The organism is Hyphomonas johnsonii MHS-2 (genome assembly GCF_000685275.1).
GTDB lineage: Bacteria > Pseudomonadota > Alphaproteobacteria > Caulobacterales > Hyphomonadaceae > Hyphomonas > Hyphomonas johnsonii.
On the sequence record NZ_ARYK01000003.1, the window covers coordinates 219,850 to 236,817 of the forward strand.

The window sequence follows — 16,968 nt, forward strand, 5'->3', positions numbered from 1 at the left end:
AGAATCACTTCCGCCCAGAAAGGCAGACTTCCATGTCCAAACCTCCCGTCGGCTCCAAGGATAACCCGTCCCAGTTTGATGTGATCGGCAAGCTCGCCGATGACGAACCCTATTTCGTCATCCGTGCGCATGACCCGCTGTCATCCGCGCTGGTCGAACTGCACGCCTATATCGGGGCTGGCCAGTCGGGCGCCGCGCACAACAAGCTGGCCGAAATCATGGCGATGACGTCGGCCCGCGCGCCGCGGCCTGCCTCCAGCCCGAAATACCGCGAGACCTTCGCAATTTCGCTGGCCATGGAACAATGGCGGGACAATCACAAGGAATGAAGCTCGCGCCGGTGACCCTGGCGGACCCGCATGTCCGCCTTGTGCCCTTCGATGCAGCCCTGCACGGCGCCGACCTGCGCAGCATGGCGGAAGCGGCTGGCGACGAGCTGAAACACTGGCCGTATCGCGGGCCGGGTGACTGGATCGCCAACTGGCTCGCGAGTATCGCGCAGCGCACCGGCACCGGCCAGATGATCCCGTTCGCGGTGCTCAGCCCCGCTGATGGGGCGTTTCTGGGCCTGACCGCCTACCTGTCTCCAGACAGCCAGTCCCGTTCGGTCGAGATCGGCATGACGGTCTACGCCCCGTCGGTGCATGGAACGGCGATCAATCCCGCCGCCAAGCGCCTGCTCCTCGGCCATGCGTTCGAACAGGGCGCGATCCGGGTGCAGTTCAATATCGACGCCCGCAACAAGCGGTCGCAGGCGGCTGTCCGCAAGCTCGGTGCGGTGCAGGAAGGCGTCCTGCGCGACAATCGCATCCTGCCCGACAACTTCCTGCGCTCGACGGTGGTCTTCTCGATTCTCGGCCGCGAGTGGCCCGAAGTGAAAGCCCGCCTCGACGCTCGACTGGCGGCCTTGGGCTGACTATGTTTGCCCGATGACGACGCCGATCAATCTCAACAAGGCCCGCAAGGCAAAGGCGCGAGCCGAGAAGACGCAGAAAGCGTCCGAGAACCGGGCAAAGTTCGGCCGCACGAAAAGCGAGCGCCAGATGGCGGAGGCCCGCGCTGAAAAGCTCGCCCGGCTGACCGAAGGCCATCGCCTGGAGCCCGGCCCGGACGACCAGGGTTAACGACACCTTTCCGAGCGGCCCCCCGTTTGCACCTTGCCCTGGCAACGTGTTTCAAACCGGGAGAACCGTCAGATGAAGAATATCCTGTACAAGCTTGTGTTCTGCTCCATCGCATTTGCCGGCGGCATCGCCTGGGGCATTGCGGCAGAAGCCTCCGAATCCGGCGTCACGCTGGCTACCATGTTCGGCGGCTGATCGCTCAGGACCCTTCCGGCGCCATCATTCCGTCGATCACGGTCTGATCGACGCGGCGGCCCGAAACCCGCTCCAGGGCATCGAAGATCGGCCTGGCCTGCTTGGGTTTCAGCAGGGGAACGCCGCCCACCAGTTCTGCCGCGCGGGCATAACGGGCCTGCGCCGTTTCCATGTCGCCGCGCGCCTCCGCGCAGGCTCCCTGATTGTGCAGCACGGCCGGTGCGCGCGGGTATTCGCGGGCGATCGCGTCCCATTGCGTGCACGCGGCAATGAAATTGCCCTGCTTGGTCGCTTCAACCGCCAGCGCGAAGCGCGCATCATTCTGTTCTTCCGGCACCAGGCCATCGGTCATGATCTCGGCCCGGACCGTCTTGTTGTAGGGGGCGATATCGTAACGGAACCGGCGCACGGCCTCGGTCACCGCATCCTGCACCATGCCGATCGGCGCATTGTACGGATTATAGTTCGACTGGCGCGGGTCACGGTAGACGCCTTCAGGGCGGCCATCATCCGGGTACTCGGCAATGTCGATGCAGGTTTCCCGCGCGGCGCCGCCCGGCTGGCTCGCCGTGAACACGGTGCGATTGCTGGTGAGGTCGATCAATCGGGTGGTCACCGTCACCTCGACCGTCCCGGTCGTGCATTCGGTTTCCACCATTGCGTGCCGCTTGCAGTCGAACACGCCTTTGTGTTTCACGCAGCGGCGCTCGCGTTCGTACCGGACGTCCTCGTTCCAGGCATCGATCGACACGTCGCCCTCATAGACACTGTCCGGCCCGTCCGGCGATGCGGTGAACCAGGGCATCCCGTCGAGGCGCACGTCCGCCAGCATCGCGTCGAACTCGGCTTCTGCAACATCGCCTGCCGGGCCGCGGAACCGCCCGACAGCGGGGTCGCGATAGTCGGCGGCCTGCGGAAAGTTGGGGGCGATCCGGGCTTCGTATTCATAGCCCGGCGTGGCGCAGGCCACCAGCAGGCCCAGTCCCGCAAGGACAACAAGGTTACGCATCCGGATTCCTCTTCACACGTTGCATCGGTCACAGACTGGCAGGCATAGCTGAATACGCGGTGAACCGCCACTACAGCGGGAGACGCGACGTAAACGGTTGACGCAGGCGGGTGCTGTGGCCACTTCAGACCCTGTTTGCAACGGAGCCTGATGCATGACCCGCCCGCTATTTTCCCCCCTCAAGATCAAGTCCCTCAACCTGCCGAACCGGATCGTGATGGCGCCGATGACCCGCAGCTTCTCGCCCGGCGGCGTTCCCGGCGAGAATGTCGCCGAGTATTATGCCCGGCGGGCTGAAGGCGGCGTCGGCCTGATCATCACCGAGGGAACAACCGTCAAGCGGGGCGGTGCGTCGAATGACGTGAATGTACCGAACTTCCACCGGCCGGATTCGCTCGCCGGCTGGAAGCGTGTGGCCGACAGGGTTCACGCCAGCAACGGCCTCATCGCGCCGCAGCTCTGGCACCAGGGCATGTTGCGCAAGCCCGGTTCAGGCCCGGAGCCGGATGCGCCGTCTGACAGCCCGGCGGGCGTGACTCATACCGGCAAGAAGGTCGCCGAGGAACCGACCAGTGCCGAAGTCGACGACATGGTCATGGCCTATGCCAATGCCGCCGGCGAAGCTGCTCGCCTCGGGTTCGACGCGATCGAAATCCACGGCGCACACGGCTACCTGATCGACGAATTCTTCTGGGACGTGATGAACAAGCGCAATGACAGGTTCGGCGGGTCGCTGCCCGAGCGCGCCACGTTCGCTGCCGACATCATCCGCGAGACCCGCAAGCAGGTCGGCCCGGACATGCCCATCATCCTGCGTTATTCCCAGTGGAAGCAGCAAGACTATGATGCCCGGCTGGCGCAGAACCCGACAGACCTCGAAGCTTTCCTGAAAGTGTTTGTCGATGCAGGCGTCGACGTGCTGCACGTGTCCCAGCGCCGCTACTGGGAACCTGAATTCCCGGACGTCGACGGGGAAAACGGTCTCAACGGCGCCGGCTGGGCGAAGAAGCTGACGGGCCTGCCGACCATCACGGTCGGGTCGGTCGGCCTGTCGAGCGACTTCATTGGTGCCTTCCGCGGCGAAGATTCAAGCGTGCGCACGCTCGACGACCTGGAGGATCGCCTCAGTCGCGGTGAGTTCGACATGGTGGCGGTTGGACGTGCCCTGCTTCAGGACCCCGACTGGGTCGCCAAGATCCGCGACGGCCGCACCGACGAGCTGGCCAGCTATGATGCGAAGTCCCTGACCACCCTCTACTAGGCGGGGAGCTATCTTGAAATTCCTGCCAGAGTGTGCAAGGAAACAAGGCACGACGTAACGCTCGATTATCCGGCTGGGGTGGAAGAATTTCCGCTCCAGTCAGGCTCTCTATCCGGGATGCGCCACACCCGTATCCCCTTGACCCCGCAGGCACGCGCCGGTCCAATCCCGGCCTGTTCCTTCGGGGTTATTTTTGTTGTCGGGGCGCTGGCCGTCAGGCCCGTGCATAGGCCGCCTTCAGCCACGCCTTCACGTCAGCATCGACATCGGCCACCGTTTCCAGCCTGACCTTGTGCGTGCACATCGACCCCGGTTTTTCCGCCAGCAGGCGGTCTGTCCCGGGCTCGCCCTTCAGGTTGATGCCGAGGTCGATCCGGGTCTTTGTCGCCGGCACGATGACGGCGAAATTCTTGGAGCGGCGCAACGCCACGCTGGTCTTCTTCGGGTCGATGCTGACATCCTTGCCCAACGAAGCGGCATGTTTCACCAGCGCATCGTGAATGGGCCGCAGCGCCTCCTTGCCCTTGTACTGGGCCTCCAGCATCTCGCCCGGATCGGCATCCATCCGGCCCTTGGCAACCTGGCAGACGAAATTGGCGTGCCCGTGGCCCAGACCGTGCGCCGTCTTCAGCATGTTGACCTGTTCGCCATGCTTCTCGATGCCGCTTGCCTGGACAGTCTTGACCCAATGCGCCAGCGGCTTGCCGGTCTTTGCGAGCAGGCCCGCTTTCATGCTTTCGATCATGTCTTCGGTGGATTTTGCCATCTGTCCCCTCCGTCCTTCAGTTTTCAAGCGGCCAGTTTTCGCTGCGGCACTGCTTCGGCATCAGCGGCGTCATCAGGCTCATCATGCCCAGCATCAACTGGCTGGAAAAGGTGGCCTTGCCGGTTTCGGCAACCGACTTGATGTTCTTGAGGATGAAATCCGTGCCCTGTGCCATGCTTTTTTCCATCTTCGTGCCGACCGGTACGTTTTCGGTGATCAGCGAGAATTCGGTCCCTTCCGTCACTTCCTTCAACTCGTAGGACACTACGCAGGCGGGGTCGTCGTGCAGCGTGAACTGCAGCGTGTGGGAATAGCGGTTCGGCGGGCTGAACTCGAGCACCTTGCCAACCACGCTGGTGAACTTGCCGTTCGGCGTGCGCATCGCATAGGGCTGGCCCGGCGCAAGCCGCTCGCCGGTCGTCTTGCAATGGGCGCCGAAGAAGAACGGCAATGCCTCGTCCGTCTTCACCAGCGTATTCCATACCGTTTCGATCGGCGCGTTGATGACGACCCTGTAGATCTGCTTCTCGGCAAATGCCTGCGGTTTGGCCCCAGCCTCAACCATTGTCCTTGTCCTTCTGTTGGACGGCCGCTTCGGCCATCTGTTTCAGGGACGTCAGGCGCCCCGCGAATTGTTCGCTGTAGTCATCCATCCAGCGTTCCTGGATCATGCGGATCGGCACGGCGTTCAGGTACAGGTGCCGCGTGCGACCCCGCTTCTCGCTGGTCACGAGACCGGCCTTCTCCAGCACGGCCAGGTGGTTCATCACCGCGATCCGGCTGACATCGAACTGGCGTGCAATTTCGCCGACCGGGCAGCCCGGACTGGCCTTCAGGATATCCAGTATCTGACGCCGGCTCTCGTGGGCGAGGGCGTGGAACACGGCGGACATGGCTTCATCAGTAAACATGTAATTACATAATTACCTATTTGGGCATGAGTCAATCCCAAAGTTCCGGAAAGCGGTCATTCAGCCTAACACGCGGCCAACTTCCTGCTATATGTTCCCCATGAGTTCCAATCCGAATCGCCTGTCCATCAGCCAGATGGCTGCCGCGCGGCCGCCAGCGGCGGCAGGCGACGCCGCCTATCTGGCTGGCCTCAACCCCGAACAGCGCGAAGCCGTGCTGCACACCGACGGCCCGCTGCTCGTGCTGGCTGGCGCCGGCACTGGCAAGACGCGCGTGCTGACCACGCGCCTCGCCCACATCATCGCCACCAAGAAGGCCTGGCCCAGCCAGACCCTGACCGTGACCTTCACCAACAAGGCCGCCCGCGAAATGCGCGAACGGGCGCTGAAACTGATCGGGCCGGAGGGCGAGGGCCTGCGCTGGCTCGGCACGTTCCACTCGATCAGCGCGCAGATCCTGCGCAAGCACGCCGAACTGGTCGGCCTGAAATCCAGCTTCACCATCCTCGATACCGACGACCAGGTGCGCCTCTGCAAGCAGATCATCCAGGCCGAGAATATCGATCCCAAGCGCTGGACGCCGCGTTTCCTGGCCAGCCTCATCGACGGCTGGAAGAACCGCGCCCTGACGCCGGACCGCGTGCCGTCCGAAGATGCCCACCAGTTTGCCGACGGCATGGGCATCAAATGCTACGAAATCTACCAGAACCGGCTCAAGGTCCTGAACGCCTGCGACTTCGGCGACCTGCTCGTCCACAACATCACGCTCTTCCGCGACAACCCTGATGTCCTGAAGGATTATCACGCGCGCTTCAAATACATCCTCGTCGACGAATACCAGGATACCAACGTCGCGCAGTATCTCTGGCTGCGCATGCTGGCCCAGGGCAGCCACAATATCTGCTGCGTCGGCGATGACGACCAGTCGATCTATGGCTGGCGCGGTGCGGAAGTGGACAACATCCTGCGTTTCGAGAAGGATTTCGCCGGCGCCAAGGTCATCCGCCTCGAACGCAATTACCGCTCGACCCGCCACATCCTCGCCGCCGCCTCCAGCGTCATCAGCCACAATCGCGGCCGCCTCGGCAAGACGCTCTATGTCGGCGATGACAGCGCCGCCGACAGCGCCGATGCCGACAAGGTCAAGGTGCGCGGCCTGTGGGACGGGGAGGCCGAAAGCCGCCTCATCGCCGATGATATCGAAAGCTGGGTCCGCGATGGCGGCAAGCATGACGACTGCGCCGTGCTGGTGCGGGCCTCATGGCAGATGCGCGCCTTCGAGGAACGCTTCATCATGCTCGGCATCCCGTACCGCGTGATCGGCGGCCCGCGCTTCTTCGAGCGCGCCGAGATCCGCGATGCCATGGCCTACCTGCGCCTGATCCGGTCGCCCGACGACGATCTCGCCTTCGAACGCGTGGTCAACGAGCCGAAACGCGGTGTTGGCAACACGACACTGGCCAAGCTGCAGGCCTATGCCCGCGCCGATGGCCGCAGCCTCTACACATTGACGCCGATGGTCCTGCAGACCGACGAGATCAAGGGCGGCGCCAAGCGCGGCCTCACCGTCTTCATCGACCATCTCAACATGTGGCGCGACAAGCATGCCAATGGCCTGCCGCACACCGAACTGGCCGAGGTCATCCTCGAGGAGTCCGGCTATACCGACATGCTGCAGAAGGATCGCAGCCCGCAGGCCCAGACGCGGCTCGACAACCTCAAGGAACTCGTGCGCGCGATGAGCGAGTTCGACACGCTGGCGGGCTTCCTCGAACATGTCGAACTGGTGATGGATGCCTCCAGCGGCGGGGCAGGCGAGGACCAGGTCCAGATCCTGACCCTGCACGGCGCCAAGGGCCTCGAATGGCCGATGGTCTTCCTGCCGGGCTGGGAGGAGGAAATCTTCCCGTCGCGCCGCAGTCTCGACGAAAGCGGCCTGAAAGGCCTCGAGGAAGAGCGTCGCCTCGCTTATGTCGGCATCACGCGGGCGCGCCAGCGCGCCTATATCTCCTTCGTCGCCAACCGCCAGATCTATGGCCGCTGGCAGAATGTCATGCCCAGCCGTTTCGTCGATGAACTGCCCCACGACCATGTCGATGCCATGAGCGAGACCGGCTTTTCCGGCCTGCCGGGCGGCGAAGAGGCATTCAGCGGCACGATGGAAGACCTCGGCGCCCGCTCGTCCTATTCCAGCCCCGGCTGGAAGCGCCTGCAGGAGAATGCCTCGCGCACCCCCTCACGGCCCCCCGGCGAAGCTGGTCCGCTCAACGCCACATCCGGCGGCCCGGACACGTTCAAGACCGGGTCGCGGGTGTTCCATGACAAGTTCGGCTACGGCAAGGTCGCCTTTTCCGAGGGCAACAAGCTGACCGTCGATTTCGAGAAGACAGGCCGCAAGAAGGTCATTGCCACCTTCGTCACGGCCGCCTGAGGGAAACAAGCAGCACCGGCAGGAGGAGCCTGTCAGGGGCATGGCCAGGCGTCCAGCGCGGGTTTCAGGAGGTGCGCTTCCTATGGGGCCGTACCGGTGCTGCAAGCGGATAATCATCCCCACGCGCCGAACGGAGTCCGAACGCCGCATTCATCTTGCGCTCATCTTCGCGGCCCCGGATCGACGCATCCGGCCCGAAAAAATGCGTTCCCGGCGGGAATCGGGCGTGAAATTCTTGCCGCTGGAACCCCCACTTTCCTAACGCGCGAAAGAAATCGGTTTACCAAATCGGAACGCATCGTACCGTTAGATCGCCCTGATCGCTGCAGGTCTGATGGTAAATCCCAGTGAATATCGACTGTTTTCAATGACTGAACGGTTCGTACCGTTCATCTGCCGTGCACCGCTTGCATTAAACGGGCGTTAACGGCACATGAGGTATGGGGCTGTGTATAGAATTGCACAATTGTAACGGACGGAGAGTCCGTTGCGCATCAGAAAGAGCTCGTAGACGTCATGATTGGTAGCCTTCTCGGCATGTTGTCCACGGACATGGCCATCGACCTCGGTACGGCGAACACGCTGGTCTATGTCAAAGGTCAGGGCGTCAAGCTCGATGAGCCCTCGGTCGTTGCGTACATGACGCAAGGCGGGCGAAAGATCGTCTATGCGGTCGGCGAGCAGGCCAAGAACATGCTTGGCAAGACACCCGTCAACATGGAAGCCATCCGCCCGATGCGCGATGGCGTGATCGCCGACTTCGAAGTCGCCGAGGAAATGATAAAGCACTTCATCCGGAAGGTTCACAACCGCCGGGCGTTCGTGTCTCCCCTCATCATCATCTGCGTGCCCAGCTCCGCCACCAGCGTCGAGCGCCGCGCCATCCACCAGTCGGCCCTCGCTGCCGGCGCCCGCCAGGTCGAGCTGATCGAAGAGCCCATGGCAGCCGCCATCGGCGCCGGCCTGCCGATTGACGAGCCGGCCGGCTCGATGGTCGTCGATATTGGCGGCGGCACGTCCGAAGTGGCCGTCCTGTCGCTCGGCGGCATCGTCTATTCGCGCTCCGTGCGCGTCGGCGGCGACAAGATGGACCAGGCCATCGTCAACTACCTGCGCCGCGAACAGAAGATCCTGATCGGTGAAATGTCCGCCGAGCGGATCAAGAAAGAGATCGGCACCGCCATGGCGCCGGAAAACGGGGCCGGCATGGCACTGACCGTCCGTGGCCGCGGCACGCTGGACGGCGTGCCCAAGGAAACCGAGATTTCCGAGGCCATGATCGCCGAAGCCCTGCGCGAACCGGTGACCGACATCATCGACGCCGTGAAGATCGCGCTCGAGGCCATGCCGCCAGAACTGGCCGCCGACATTGTCGACCGGGGCATCGTGCTGACCGGTGGTGGTGCCCTGTTGCGCAACCTCGACACGGTCATCCGTCAACAGGCGCAATTGCCTGTGATGATTGCAGATGATCCGCTGAAATGCGTCGTGAACGGCTGCGGTTATGTGCTAGAAAACTACTCGAAAATGAGAACGGTCCTGTCTCCGGAAGTGTAGGAAAAGCGGGCCCCAGAAAACGGCAAGGAAACAAGGCGAATGGCGCGCCTCAGCCGATCAGGACAGAAAACGGGGAAACGCTCAGCCAAGCGTCTGATTCTCTTTGTGCTCATTTTTGGCGCGGCCGCTCTCGTGGTTTCGCAGTCTGCGCCCCAGATCCGGCGCGTTTTCGACCCCGTCCGCACCACTGCAGGCGACCGGCTCGGCGGTGGCAATGATATCAGCCTGTGGGCCCGGATGTCCGGCCAGGTCGCCCGCGAGCGGCGGATTCGCGATCTCGAGGCCGAAGTGCGCGAACTGTCCCGCTACAAGGCCGCCGCCATTTCGATGGCCGAGCGGCTCGAAGCCTACGAAAACATCCTCAACCTGGTGGGCGAACCGCCCGTGCGCGGCGTCACCGCCCGCGTGACGGCTGAAAGTGATGGCCCGTTCTCCCAGACACTCCTGGCCAATGCCGGCCGTTCGCAGGGGGTCGAGCCCGGCGCAATCGCGGTCAATGAAGGCGGCCTCGTCGGCCGGGTCATCCAGTTGGGCGAGCATTCCGCCCGTGTCCTGCTGGTGACGGACTTCAACAGCCGCGTGCCGGTGATGGGCGAAGTCAGTGGCGTGCGCGCGATCCTGTATGGTGGCCGCGACGGCATGGGCAGCCTGACCGACCTTCCCGAACGCAGCGAGTTCATCGAAGGCGAACGGATCCTGACATCGGCCGAGGGCGGCGCCTTTCCGCGCGGCCTGGTCGTCGGCGAGGCCCTCCGGTCCGGCGACGACTGGCGGGTGCGCTTTGCGATGGCCGAACGCGATGGCGGATATGTCCAGATGGTGCCGCCGCCCGTGATCGAAATTCCGGAGCCGATCGAGGAAATCCCCGCAGCCGGTGAAACAGGGAATCCGGTACAGGCCAGTGCTGCCCAGGGGGTGCGCCAGTAATGGCCAGCCGCAAGTCAGGCCGCCAGCGCAAGAGCCTCTGGTCCCAGACCGGCCCGACACTGCGCCTGCTGTTCGGCGCATTCGCGATTGCCGCGATCGGGCTGCTCGGCCTGACACCGAAAACCCTGTTCGGCCTGTCCATCGCCTGGCCCTATGCTGCCCTCTGGGGCGCCATCGGCTGGGGGCGGGTCGGCCTGTCGATCCGGCCCATGGTCATTCTCATCGTGTTCGGCCTGATCCAGGATATCAGTTTCAATGCGCCGCTCGGCTGTTTCGTGATCGTCAACCTGATCGTCTACGGCCTCAGCGCGGCGATTGCCGAAACCTTTGACGTGATGAACGAGCCGCTCGTGGCGGTTGTCTCGCCCGTGCTTCTCTTCATCGCCGGGTTTCTTGTCCTGTGGCTGCTTGCCAGCAGCCTCGAAGACCATGCCGTGCGGGCCACGCCGCTGTTTGCGGCCTTCCTGACCACCGGCCTGATCTACGCCCTCGGGCACAAGGTGTTCGACCTCGGGCGGGCACCCGGCCAGTCTGCGGGGCAGGGCGCATGACCCAGGACCGCTCGATCGAGGACGATTTCACCCGCCGCATGCTCATCGCGGCCGGCGCGGGCGGTGTCGTCTGGGCCGGGCTCGTTGCACGCCTGTTCCAGCTTCAGGTCGTCGAGCGCGAGAAGTACGAGGCCGCCGCCGAAGACAACCATATCAAGCTCGCCCTCGCCCCGCCCCAGCGTGGCAGCATCCTCGACCGGTTCGGCAAGCCGCTCGCCTCGCACCGCCGCGCAGGCCGCGTGTCGATCATTCCGGAACAGACCCGCGATGCAGCCGACACGCTCGCCAGGATCGCCGCGCTGATTGATGTCCCCGACGAACGCCTCGCCCGGCTCACGCGGGAAATCAGCACCAGCCGCCGGCGCAACGCAGCCTTCGTGCCGATCATCGTTGCGCATGAACTGACCTATGAAGACTTCGCGCGCATGAATGTGCACGCGGCCGAGATTCCCGGCGTTCAGGTCGAAATGGCCTCCACCCGGTCCTATCCCCGCGGGCGCGATTTCGCCCACGTGCTCGGCTATGTCGCACGCGCCAGCCAGGACGACCTGCACCGCCTGTCCAACGGCATGCCGGCGGACGAGGCCAAGCGTCTGGAAAACCTGTTTCGCCACCCGGACATGCGCACCGGCCGCCAGGGCATGGAGCGGTTCGCCGAGGAATGGCTGCGCGGCAAGCCCGGTTTCCGCAAACTGGTCACCAATGCGGCTGGCCGCGTGATCGAGGAAATTCCGGACGACAAGTTCGCGCCGGTTCCCGGCAAGGACGTCTACGTCACGATCGATTCCGAGCTCCAGCGCGCAGCCATCGAGCGGTTCGGCGACGAGAGCGGCGCAGCCGTCGTGCTCGATGTCGAGACCGGCGACGTCCTCGCCATGGTGTCGACCCCGGCCTTCGATCCGAACGATTTCGTCAACGGCATTTCCGGCGCCGACTACGCCCTGCTGCGCGACAATCCGCGCTCGCCGCTCTACCCGCGCGCGCATGGCGGCGTGTACCCGCCGGGCTCCACCTTCAAGATGGTCGTCGCCACCGCCGCGCTCGAATCCGGCGCCGTGAAGCCGACCGACCGGGTGCATTGCAACGGCTACTACCGTTTCGGCAACCGCACCTGGCACTGCTGGAAGAAGGGCGGCCACGGCTCGGTCGACATGCACAATGGCATCAAGGGGTCGTGCGACGTCTATTTCTACGAGACGGCCCGGCGCACCGGCGTCGAGGCGATTGCCGCGACGGCCCGCAAGTTCGGCTTCGGCGAGGCCTGGACGCTCGGCATGACCGGTGCCCGCGGCGGCCTCGTGCCGGACAGTGCCTGGAAGCAGCGTGTCATGGGCGAGCAATGGTACGAGGGCGAAACGCTCAATTTCGGCATCGGCCAGGGCCAGCTCGGCGTCACCCCGCTCCAGCTTGCCCTGATGACGGCGCGGATCGCCTCCGAAGGGCACAGCTACAAGCCGAGACTGGTCGGCCTCGGCCCGAAATCGGACGAAGACGGCGTGCTCGACGCCCCGCTCGATGCCGAGATCATGAAGCGCATGAAGGCCGGCATGTACGGCGTCACCTCCGAGGCTGGCGGCACGGCCTACCGGTCCGGCGACCTTGGCCTTGGCGGCCCGCGCCTGGCTGGCAAGACCGGCACCGCGCAGGTCCGCCGCATCACCATGGCCGAACGCGACAAGGGGGTCCGCAAGGGCCTCAATATCGAGCGCGAGCTGCGCGACCACGCCCTGTTCGTGGCTTATGCGCCGTCCGACGATCCGAAATACGCCATCGCCGTCGTCGTCGAGCACGGGGAAGGCGGCTCGTCCACGGCCGCGCCACTGGCCCGCGACATCCTCCACTTCGCGCTCAAGAATGACAGCCGCCGCAAGCCAGCCTATTCCCAGACCGCCTCGGTCGCGCCAGCCACCGCCGGTGAGCCGACATGAGCCGCGACGGGTATACCGGTTTCAGCCGGGGCGAGGCGCGCACCCGCACCGCCACGTCACTCTCGTTCGAGACGATGGGGCCGCTGCGCAAGCTGGCGAAACTGCCCTGGGGCTTCATCCTGCTGATCGTCGCCATGGCGCTGACCGGCGCGGCGATGCTGTATTCCTCGGCGCACACCAATCCCGGCGAATCGGACCTCTGGTTCCTCCAGCTGTCGCGCTTCGGGCTGACCTTCGTGATGATGCTCGTCATGGCGCTGTTCCCGCTGTCGCTGTGGCGCACGCTCGCGCTGCCGGCCTACGCGTTCACCGTGCTGCTGCTTGTCCTGGTCGAAGTGGTCGGTGTCACCGGCGGCGGCGCCCAGCGCTGGCTTCAGGTCGGCCCCGTCGCGGTCCAGCCGTCGGAATTCGCCAAGCTCGCCGTCACGCTGGCGCTGGCCTGGTATTATGACCGCGTGATCACGCCGCGGTCCGGCCGCTTCGTGATCCATCTCGGTGCGCTGGTCATCATCCTCATTCCCGCCGTGCTGATCTTCAAGCAGCCGGATTTCGGCACCACCCTCGCGCTGATCGCCTCCGGCGGCGTGGTGATCTTCCTCGCCGGCATGTCAATGCGCGTGATCCTCGGCGGCGTCGTCGCCGGGATTGCCGCCATCCCCGCCATCTATTTCAGCCTCGCCGCCTACCAGCGCGAGCGGGTCGACACATTCCTTTCCCAGCTGTCGGGCGATGCCACCAATGCGCTGGGCGAAAGCTACCAGATCGAACAGGCCAAGATCGCCATCGGGTCCGGCGGATGGAACGGCAAGGGCTATCTCGCCGGCATCCAGTCCCAGCAGGACTATGTGCCGGAACAGCATACCGACTTCATCCTGACGGTGATTGCCGAGGAATTCGGCTTTCTCGGCACGACAGCGCTGCTGCTCGGTTTCGCGGTGATTCTCGGCTGGGCGTTCTATTCGGCGTCGCAGTCGCGCAGCTGGTTCGGGCGACTCGCCGGGGCGGGTGCGACGGCGACCGTCGCGTTCTATATCGTGTTCAATGTCGGCATGGTGATCGGGCTCCTGCCCGTCGTCGGCATGCCGCTTCCGCTGATTTCGTATGGCGGCACCGCCCTGCTGACGACGATGGCCTGTTTCGGCCTCATCCTGTCGGCGCATATGCACCGCGACGACAAATTATCGTCGACGGGGCTCATCTGACCCGCTAGCAGGGCCCACAATTGATTTTTATGCCGCGCCCGCTAGGGTCGCGCGAAATGAATCACCCGGGGAGGGGCAACATATGGCAGGCGTCGGTCGCAAGACAGATACGTGGAGTTCGCGTTTTGGATTCATCATGGCCGCGGTCGGCTCGTCCGTCGGTCTCGGCAATTTCTGGCGGTTTCCCTATACCGCAGGCGAAGAGGGCGGTGGCGCCTTCATCATGATCTACCTGTTCTGTGTCCTCCTGATCGGCCTGCCGCTCTTGATGGCGGAATATGCCATGGGCCGGAAATCCGGCATGTCGGCCATTGAAGGGTTCCAGTCGCTCGCCCGCGCCGAAAGCAAGAGCCAGAACTGGGGCATCGCGACCTGGATCGGCACGCTGACGGCCTTCTTCATCAGTACATTCTATGTCGTGATCTCGGCCTGGCTCCTGGCCTTTTTCGTCCAGTCCTTTGGCGGCTATTCCGGCATGGATGCAGCTGCGTCCGGCCAGAACTTCAACGACATGATCGGGCAGGGAGAACATCCGCTTCGTTCGAAATGGTATATTCTCTTCCTCCTGGCCTGTTTCATTGGCGCAAATGTTTTCGTGGTCGGGCGCGGGGTCAAAGGCGGCATCGAGCGCGCTTCGACGATCCTGATGCCGGCCTTCTTCGTGATGCTTGTCATCGTCGTCGGGTTTGCAGTGATGAATGGTGACACGGCCCGTGCCGCTGCCTTCATCCTTGAACCGAAATGGGAAGATGTCGGCTTCGGCACATTCCTCGCCGCCCTCGGTCAGGCCTTCTTCTCGATTGGTGTCGGTGTCGGCCTGATGGTCACCTACGGCGCCTACCTGTCGCGGGACACCAATATCCCGCGCTCCTCGCTGATCATTGTCGGGTCCGACACGCTGGTCGCGATGATTGCCGGCTTCGCCATCTTCCCGATCGTGTTTGCTGCCGGGCTTGATCCGGCGGGCGGGCCCAGCCTGTTCTTCGTGTCGATGCCGGTCGCGTTCGGTGCCATTCCGGGCGGAGGAATATTCGCCACGGTGTTCTTTGCGCTCGCCCTTTTCGCGGCGTTCACATCGGCGATTTCGCTGATGGAAGTCAGCGTCTCATGGCTCGAGGAACGCCAGGGCGTCACACGCTTCGGCGCGGCGCTCGGCATCGGTTTCTCGATGTTCATGATCGGCGCGGCCTATGTCTTCTCGCTCGAATATCTCGACTTCATGGACTTCATGACCGAAGGCCTGCTGTTGCCGCTGGGCGGCTTGCTGACGGCAACTTTTGCCGGCTGGGTTCTCAGCCGGGAAATGCTCACGTCAGAACTTGGTGAAAGCACCCTGATGAACGCATGGCGATTTACCATGCGCTGGGTGGTGCCGCCATTCATCGCGATCATCCTGGTCTTCGGGTTCATGGACAAGATCCAGGACCAGTACCATGTGCCGCTTCCCGGCGTGATGACCAAGCTGCTCGGTCCGAACTGGATTCCGCCGGTCGACTAGCCGCTCTCGGCGGTCCGCTTATCCAACCCCTCCGGCATTCGGCGTATACTGACGCCGATGCCAGCCTTCTCCCTCCTCACCCCCATGCAGGGGCTGCCCTGGTACCTGTTGCCGCTCTGGCCACTGATCTTCTGGCGCATCCAGCGCCTGAAGGCATGGTTCAGGGCGGCGGGGCATCCCGGTGCGCAGATGCTGTGGGGCGTGATGTGGAACGGGCGGGTCGTGCTCATCCGGCTGTCTGACGACATGTCCGTGCAGCGTTCGGGCTGTTTCCGTGCACCTGTGTCGGATCGGCTGCGGCTTGCCCTCACAGACATCCAATGCCCGCGCCCTCGGTTCACTCCGGGGCTGCGAAGGGACCAGCAATCGCATTGCGATTGCCCCGCAGCAGGCCCAAGCGCAGGGCTGGTCCGGATCGGCCCCATCCCCGACACCTGACCCGAACGCCCGACTCGAAAATCTGGTTTCACCCACAAGCGCCCTCACAGGCGCCGCAGGTGCTGGAATCAGGCCTTCACGGTTGGCAGGAACTGTTCGGCGAACATGTCGGTCGCCGCGATCAGCCGGTCGACAATGCCGGGCTCCATCGAGGAATGGCCGGCATCCGGGATGATGTGCAACTCGGCTTTCGGCCAGGCTTTCGACAGCGCCCAGGCCGTGGAAAGCGGCGTCACGACATCATATCGTCCGTGGACGATCACGCCGGGGATGGACTGCAAGGTGCGCTCGGCTTCCTCGAGCAGCCAGGAATCGTGCGCGAAAAACCCGCGATTGATGAAATAGTGGCACTCGATCCGCGCGAAGGCGTCGACGAAATCATCCTCGTTGAAGCGCGGCGGCGTGGTCACCGGGCCCTTGATCGAAAGGGTCTCGCCCTCCCACCGTGCCCAGGCGCGGGCCGCTTCGATGCGGGCATTCTTGTCGCTGCCGATCAGGCGCTTGTGGAAGGCATTCAGCAGGTCGCCGCGCTCGGCCTCGGGAATCGGCGCGATGTAACGGTCGTAGGAATCCGGGAACAGACGGCTCGCGCCGGATTGGTAGAACCAGCTGATCTCCGATTTCGAGACAAGGAAGATGCCGCGCAGCACCAGGCCCAGCACGCGGTCCGGATGGGTCACGGCATAGGCCAGCGACAGGGTCGACCCCCAGGAGCCGCCGAAAACGACCCATTGGTTCACCCCGACATGCTCGCGCAGGGCCTCGATATCGTCGACCAGGTCCCAGGTCGTGTTCTCGCGCAGTTCGGAATGCGGGGTCGACCGGCCACAGCCGCGCTGGTCGCACAGGAAGATGCGATAGCGCGCCGGATCGAAGAATCGCCGCATTTCGGGGTTGGAGCCGCCCCCCGGCCCACCGTGCAGGGCAATCACCGGAACACCGTCCGGATTGCCGGATTCCTCCCAGAATATCTCGTGAATGTCTGAAACACGAAGGCGACCGGTGCGCCTGGCCTCGTGGCGGGGATACAAAGTACGGCGATTTTGGCGTTTATTCATTGGGTCTTCACTATTTGTCAGTCAAATCGGGAACTACTACTGGACTTGGCATAGTACCATTCGTAGAACTTATTACGGGTGGGGACCCAAACAGGTTTTGCAGGTGGCCGTT

General features: G+C 63.9%; 18 protein-coding genes. 13 read left to right on the forward strand and 5 right to left on the reverse strand.

Annotation, left to right across the window (positions count from 1 at the left end; genetic code table 11):
* Positions 1-32 precede the first annotated feature (32 nt).
* The 4 genes from HJO_RS07820 to HJO_RS18810 all read left to right on the forward strand — a co-directional run bounded on the left by HJO_RS07820 (position 33) and on the right by HJO_RS18810 (position 1,319).
* Entirely contained in the window at positions 33-329 is a 297-nt protein-coding gene (locus HJO_RS07820; protein WP_035615761.1) for a hypothetical protein, read from the forward strand.
* On the forward strand, positions 326-916 hold the full coding sequence (locus HJO_RS07825; RefSeq protein ID WP_035615763.1) for a GNAT family N-acetyltransferase: 591 nt from the start codon (positions 326-328) through the stop codon (positions 914-916). The genes HJO_RS07820 and HJO_RS07825 overlap by 4 nt, the downstream gene beginning before the upstream one ends.
* Before the next feature lie 13 nt (positions 917-929).
* Positions 930-1,124 (forward strand): DUF4169 family protein, encoded by a 195-nt coding sequence (locus HJO_RS07830; RefSeq protein ID WP_035615764.1) that lies wholly within the window; start codon positions 930-932, stop codon positions 1,122-1,124.
* A gap of 72 nt (positions 1,125-1,196) precedes the next feature.
* On the forward strand, positions 1,197-1,319 hold the full coding sequence (locus HJO_RS18810; RefSeq protein ID WP_277813160.1) for a hypothetical protein: 123 nt from the start codon (positions 1,197-1,199) through the stop codon (positions 1,317-1,319).
* 4 nt (positions 1,320-1,323) lie between these two features.
* Here HJO_RS18810 and HJO_RS07835 read toward each other — a convergent pair whose 3' ends face one another.
* On the reverse strand, positions 1,324-2,328 hold the full coding sequence (locus tag HJO_RS07835; RefSeq protein WP_035615766.1) for a tetratricopeptide repeat protein: 1,005 nt from the start codon (positions 2,326-2,328) through the stop codon (positions 1,324-1,326).
* 154 nt (positions 2,329-2,482) lie between these two features.
* Here HJO_RS07835 and HJO_RS07840 point away from each other — a divergent pair, with 154 nt between their 5' ends.
* Positions 2,483-3,589 carry an NADH:flavin oxidoreductase gene (locus tag HJO_RS07840; protein WP_035615769.1) on the forward strand — a complete coding sequence of 369 codons (1,107 nt, stop codon included), beginning with the start codon at positions 2,483-2,485 and terminating at the stop codon, positions 3,587-3,589.
* A 214-nt stretch (positions 3,590-3,803) separates the two neighbouring features.
* Here the strand turns inward: HJO_RS07840 and HJO_RS07845 are convergent, their stop codons facing one another.
* The 3 genes from HJO_RS07845 to HJO_RS07855 are packed head-to-tail and all read right to left on the reverse strand — an operon-like array spanning position 3,804 to position 5,266.
* Positions 3,804-4,355, reverse strand: a complete 552-nt coding sequence (locus HJO_RS07845; RefSeq protein ID WP_035615772.1) for a DUF5655 domain-containing protein — start codon at positions 4,353-4,355, stop codon at positions 3,804-3,806.
* Between the two features lie 16 nt (positions 4,356-4,371).
* A complete protein-coding gene (locus tag HJO_RS07850; protein ID WP_035615774.1) occupies positions 4,372-4,920 on the reverse strand; it encodes an SRPBCC domain-containing protein in 549 nt (182 codons plus the stop codon).
* Positions 4,913-5,266, reverse strand: coding sequence for an ArsR/SmtB family transcription factor (locus tag HJO_RS07855; protein ID WP_035615775.1), 354 nt, complete (start codon positions 5,264-5,266; stop codon positions 4,913-4,915). The genes HJO_RS07850 and HJO_RS07855 overlap by 8 nt, the downstream gene beginning before the upstream one ends.
* A gap of 91 nt (positions 5,267-5,357) precedes the next feature.
* On the opposite strand from HJO_RS07855, the gene HJO_RS07860 reads away from it, so the two are divergent.
* From HJO_RS07860 to HJO_RS07895, 8 genes are all read left to right on the forward strand, one after another.
* On the forward strand, positions 5,358-7,697 hold the full coding sequence (locus tag HJO_RS07860; protein ID WP_035615777.1) for an ATP-dependent helicase: 2,340 nt from the start codon (positions 5,358-5,360) through the stop codon (positions 7,695-7,697).
* A gap of 516 nt (positions 7,698-8,213) precedes the next feature.
* Complete coding sequence (locus HJO_RS07865) at positions 8,214-9,254, forward strand: rod shape-determining protein (RefSeq protein WP_035615780.1); 1,041 nt, start codon at positions 8,214-8,216, stop codon at positions 9,252-9,254.
* Positions 9,255-9,293: 39 nt separating this feature from the next.
* Positions 9,294-10,181, forward strand: coding sequence for a rod shape-determining protein MreC (locus HJO_RS17645; protein WP_051618399.1), 888 nt, complete (start codon positions 9,294-9,296; stop codon positions 10,179-10,181).
* A complete protein-coding gene (locus tag HJO_RS07875) occupies positions 10,181-10,732 on the forward strand; it encodes a hypothetical protein (RefSeq protein ID WP_035615783.1) in 552 nt (183 codons plus the stop codon). The genes HJO_RS17645 and HJO_RS07875 overlap by 1 nt, the downstream gene beginning before the upstream one ends.
* The gene (gene mrdA / locus HJO_RS07880; RefSeq protein ID WP_035615784.1) at positions 10,729-12,660 is read left to right on the forward strand and encodes a penicillin-binding protein 2; all 1,932 of its coding nucleotides are present in this window, start codon (positions 10,729-10,731) and stop codon (positions 12,658-12,660) included. Before HJO_RS07875 ends, mrdA begins: the two co-directional genes overlap by 4 nt.
* Entirely contained in the window at positions 12,657-13,862 is a 1,206-nt protein-coding gene (gene rodA, locus HJO_RS07885) for a rod shape-determining protein RodA (protein ID WP_241764698.1), read from the forward strand. The genes mrdA and rodA overlap by 4 nt, the downstream gene beginning before the upstream one ends.
* Before the next feature lie 82 nt (positions 13,863-13,944).
* Positions 13,945-15,360 carry a sodium-dependent transporter gene (locus tag HJO_RS07890; RefSeq protein WP_035615786.1) on the forward strand — a complete coding sequence of 472 codons (1,416 nt, stop codon included), beginning with the start codon at positions 13,945-13,947 and terminating at the stop codon, positions 15,358-15,360.
* 57 nt (positions 15,361-15,417) lie between these two features.
* Complete coding sequence (locus HJO_RS07895; RefSeq protein ID WP_035615789.1) at positions 15,418-15,798, forward strand: hypothetical protein; 381 nt, start codon at positions 15,418-15,420, stop codon at positions 15,796-15,798.
* A 68-nt stretch (positions 15,799-15,866) separates the two neighbouring features.
* Here the strand turns inward: HJO_RS07895 and pip are convergent, their stop codons facing one another.
* Positions 15,867-16,856, reverse strand: a complete 990-nt coding sequence (gene pip / locus HJO_RS07900) for a prolyl aminopeptidase (protein ID WP_035615791.1) — start codon at positions 16,854-16,856, stop codon at positions 15,867-15,869.
* Between the last annotated feature and the right edge of the window lie 112 nt (positions 16,857-16,968).

Bases quoted from the DNA above. Each gene is read 5' to 3' on its own strand.
- HJO_RS07865 (WP_035615780.1), top strand. From the start codon at position 8,214: ATGATTGGTAGCCTTCTCGGCATGTTGTCCACGGACATGGCCATCGAC.
- mrdA (WP_035615784.1), top strand. From the start codon at position 10,729: ATGACCCAGGACCGCTCGATCGAGGACGATTTCACCCGCCGCATGCTC.
- HJO_RS07840 (WP_035615769.1), top strand. From the start codon at position 2,483: ATGACCCGCCCGCTATTTTCCCCCCTCAAGATCAAGTCCCTCAACCTG.
- HJO_RS07875 (WP_035615783.1), top strand. From the start codon at position 10,181: ATGGCCAGCCGCAAGTCAGGCCGCCAGCGCAAGAGCCTCTGGTCCCAG.
- HJO_RS17645 (WP_051618399.1), top strand. From the start codon at position 9,294: ATGGCGCGCCTCAGCCGATCAGGACAGAAAACGGGGAAACGCTCAGCC.
- HJO_RS07845 (WP_035615772.1), bottom strand. From the start codon at position 4,355: ATGGCAAAATCCACCGAAGACATGATCGAAAGCATGAAAGCGGGCCTG.
- pip (WP_035615791.1), bottom strand. From the start codon at position 16,856: ATGAATAAACGCCAAAATCGCCGTACTTTGTATCCCCGCCACGAGGCC.
- rodA (WP_241764698.1), top strand. From the start codon at position 12,657: ATGAGCCGCGACGGGTATACCGGTTTCAGCCGGGGCGAGGCGCGCACC.
- HJO_RS07850 (WP_035615774.1), bottom strand. From the start codon at position 4,920: ATGGTTGAGGCTGGGGCCAAACCGCAGGCATTTGCCGAGAAGCAGATC.
- HJO_RS07890 (WP_035615786.1), top strand. From the start codon at position 13,945: ATGGCAGGCGTCGGTCGCAAGACAGATACGTGGAGTTCGCGTTTTGGA.
- HJO_RS07825 (WP_035615763.1), top strand. From the start codon at position 326: ATGAAGCTCGCGCCGGTGACCCTGGCGGACCCGCATGTCCGCCTTGTG.
- HJO_RS07860 (WP_035615777.1), top strand. From the start codon at position 5,358: ATGTTCCCCATGAGTTCCAATCCGAATCGCCTGTCCATCAGCCAGATG.
- HJO_RS07895 (WP_035615789.1), top strand. From the start codon at position 15,418: ATGCCAGCCTTCTCCCTCCTCACCCCCATGCAGGGGCTGCCCTGGTAC.
- HJO_RS07855 (WP_035615775.1), bottom strand. From the start codon at position 5,266: ATGTTTACTGATGAAGCCATGTCCGCCGTGTTCCACGCCCTCGCCCAC.
- HJO_RS07830 (WP_035615764.1), top strand. From the start codon at position 930: ATGACGACGCCGATCAATCTCAACAAGGCCCGCAAGGCAAAGGCGCGA.
- HJO_RS18810 (WP_277813160.1), top strand. From the start codon at position 1,197: ATGAAGAATATCCTGTACAAGCTTGTGTTCTGCTCCATCGCATTTGCC.
- HJO_RS07820 (WP_035615761.1), top strand. From the start codon at position 33: ATGTCCAAACCTCCCGTCGGCTCCAAGGATAACCCGTCCCAGTTTGAT.
- HJO_RS07835 (WP_035615766.1), bottom strand. From the start codon at position 2,328: ATGCGTAACCTTGTTGTCCTTGCGGGACTGGGCCTGCTGGTGGCCTGC.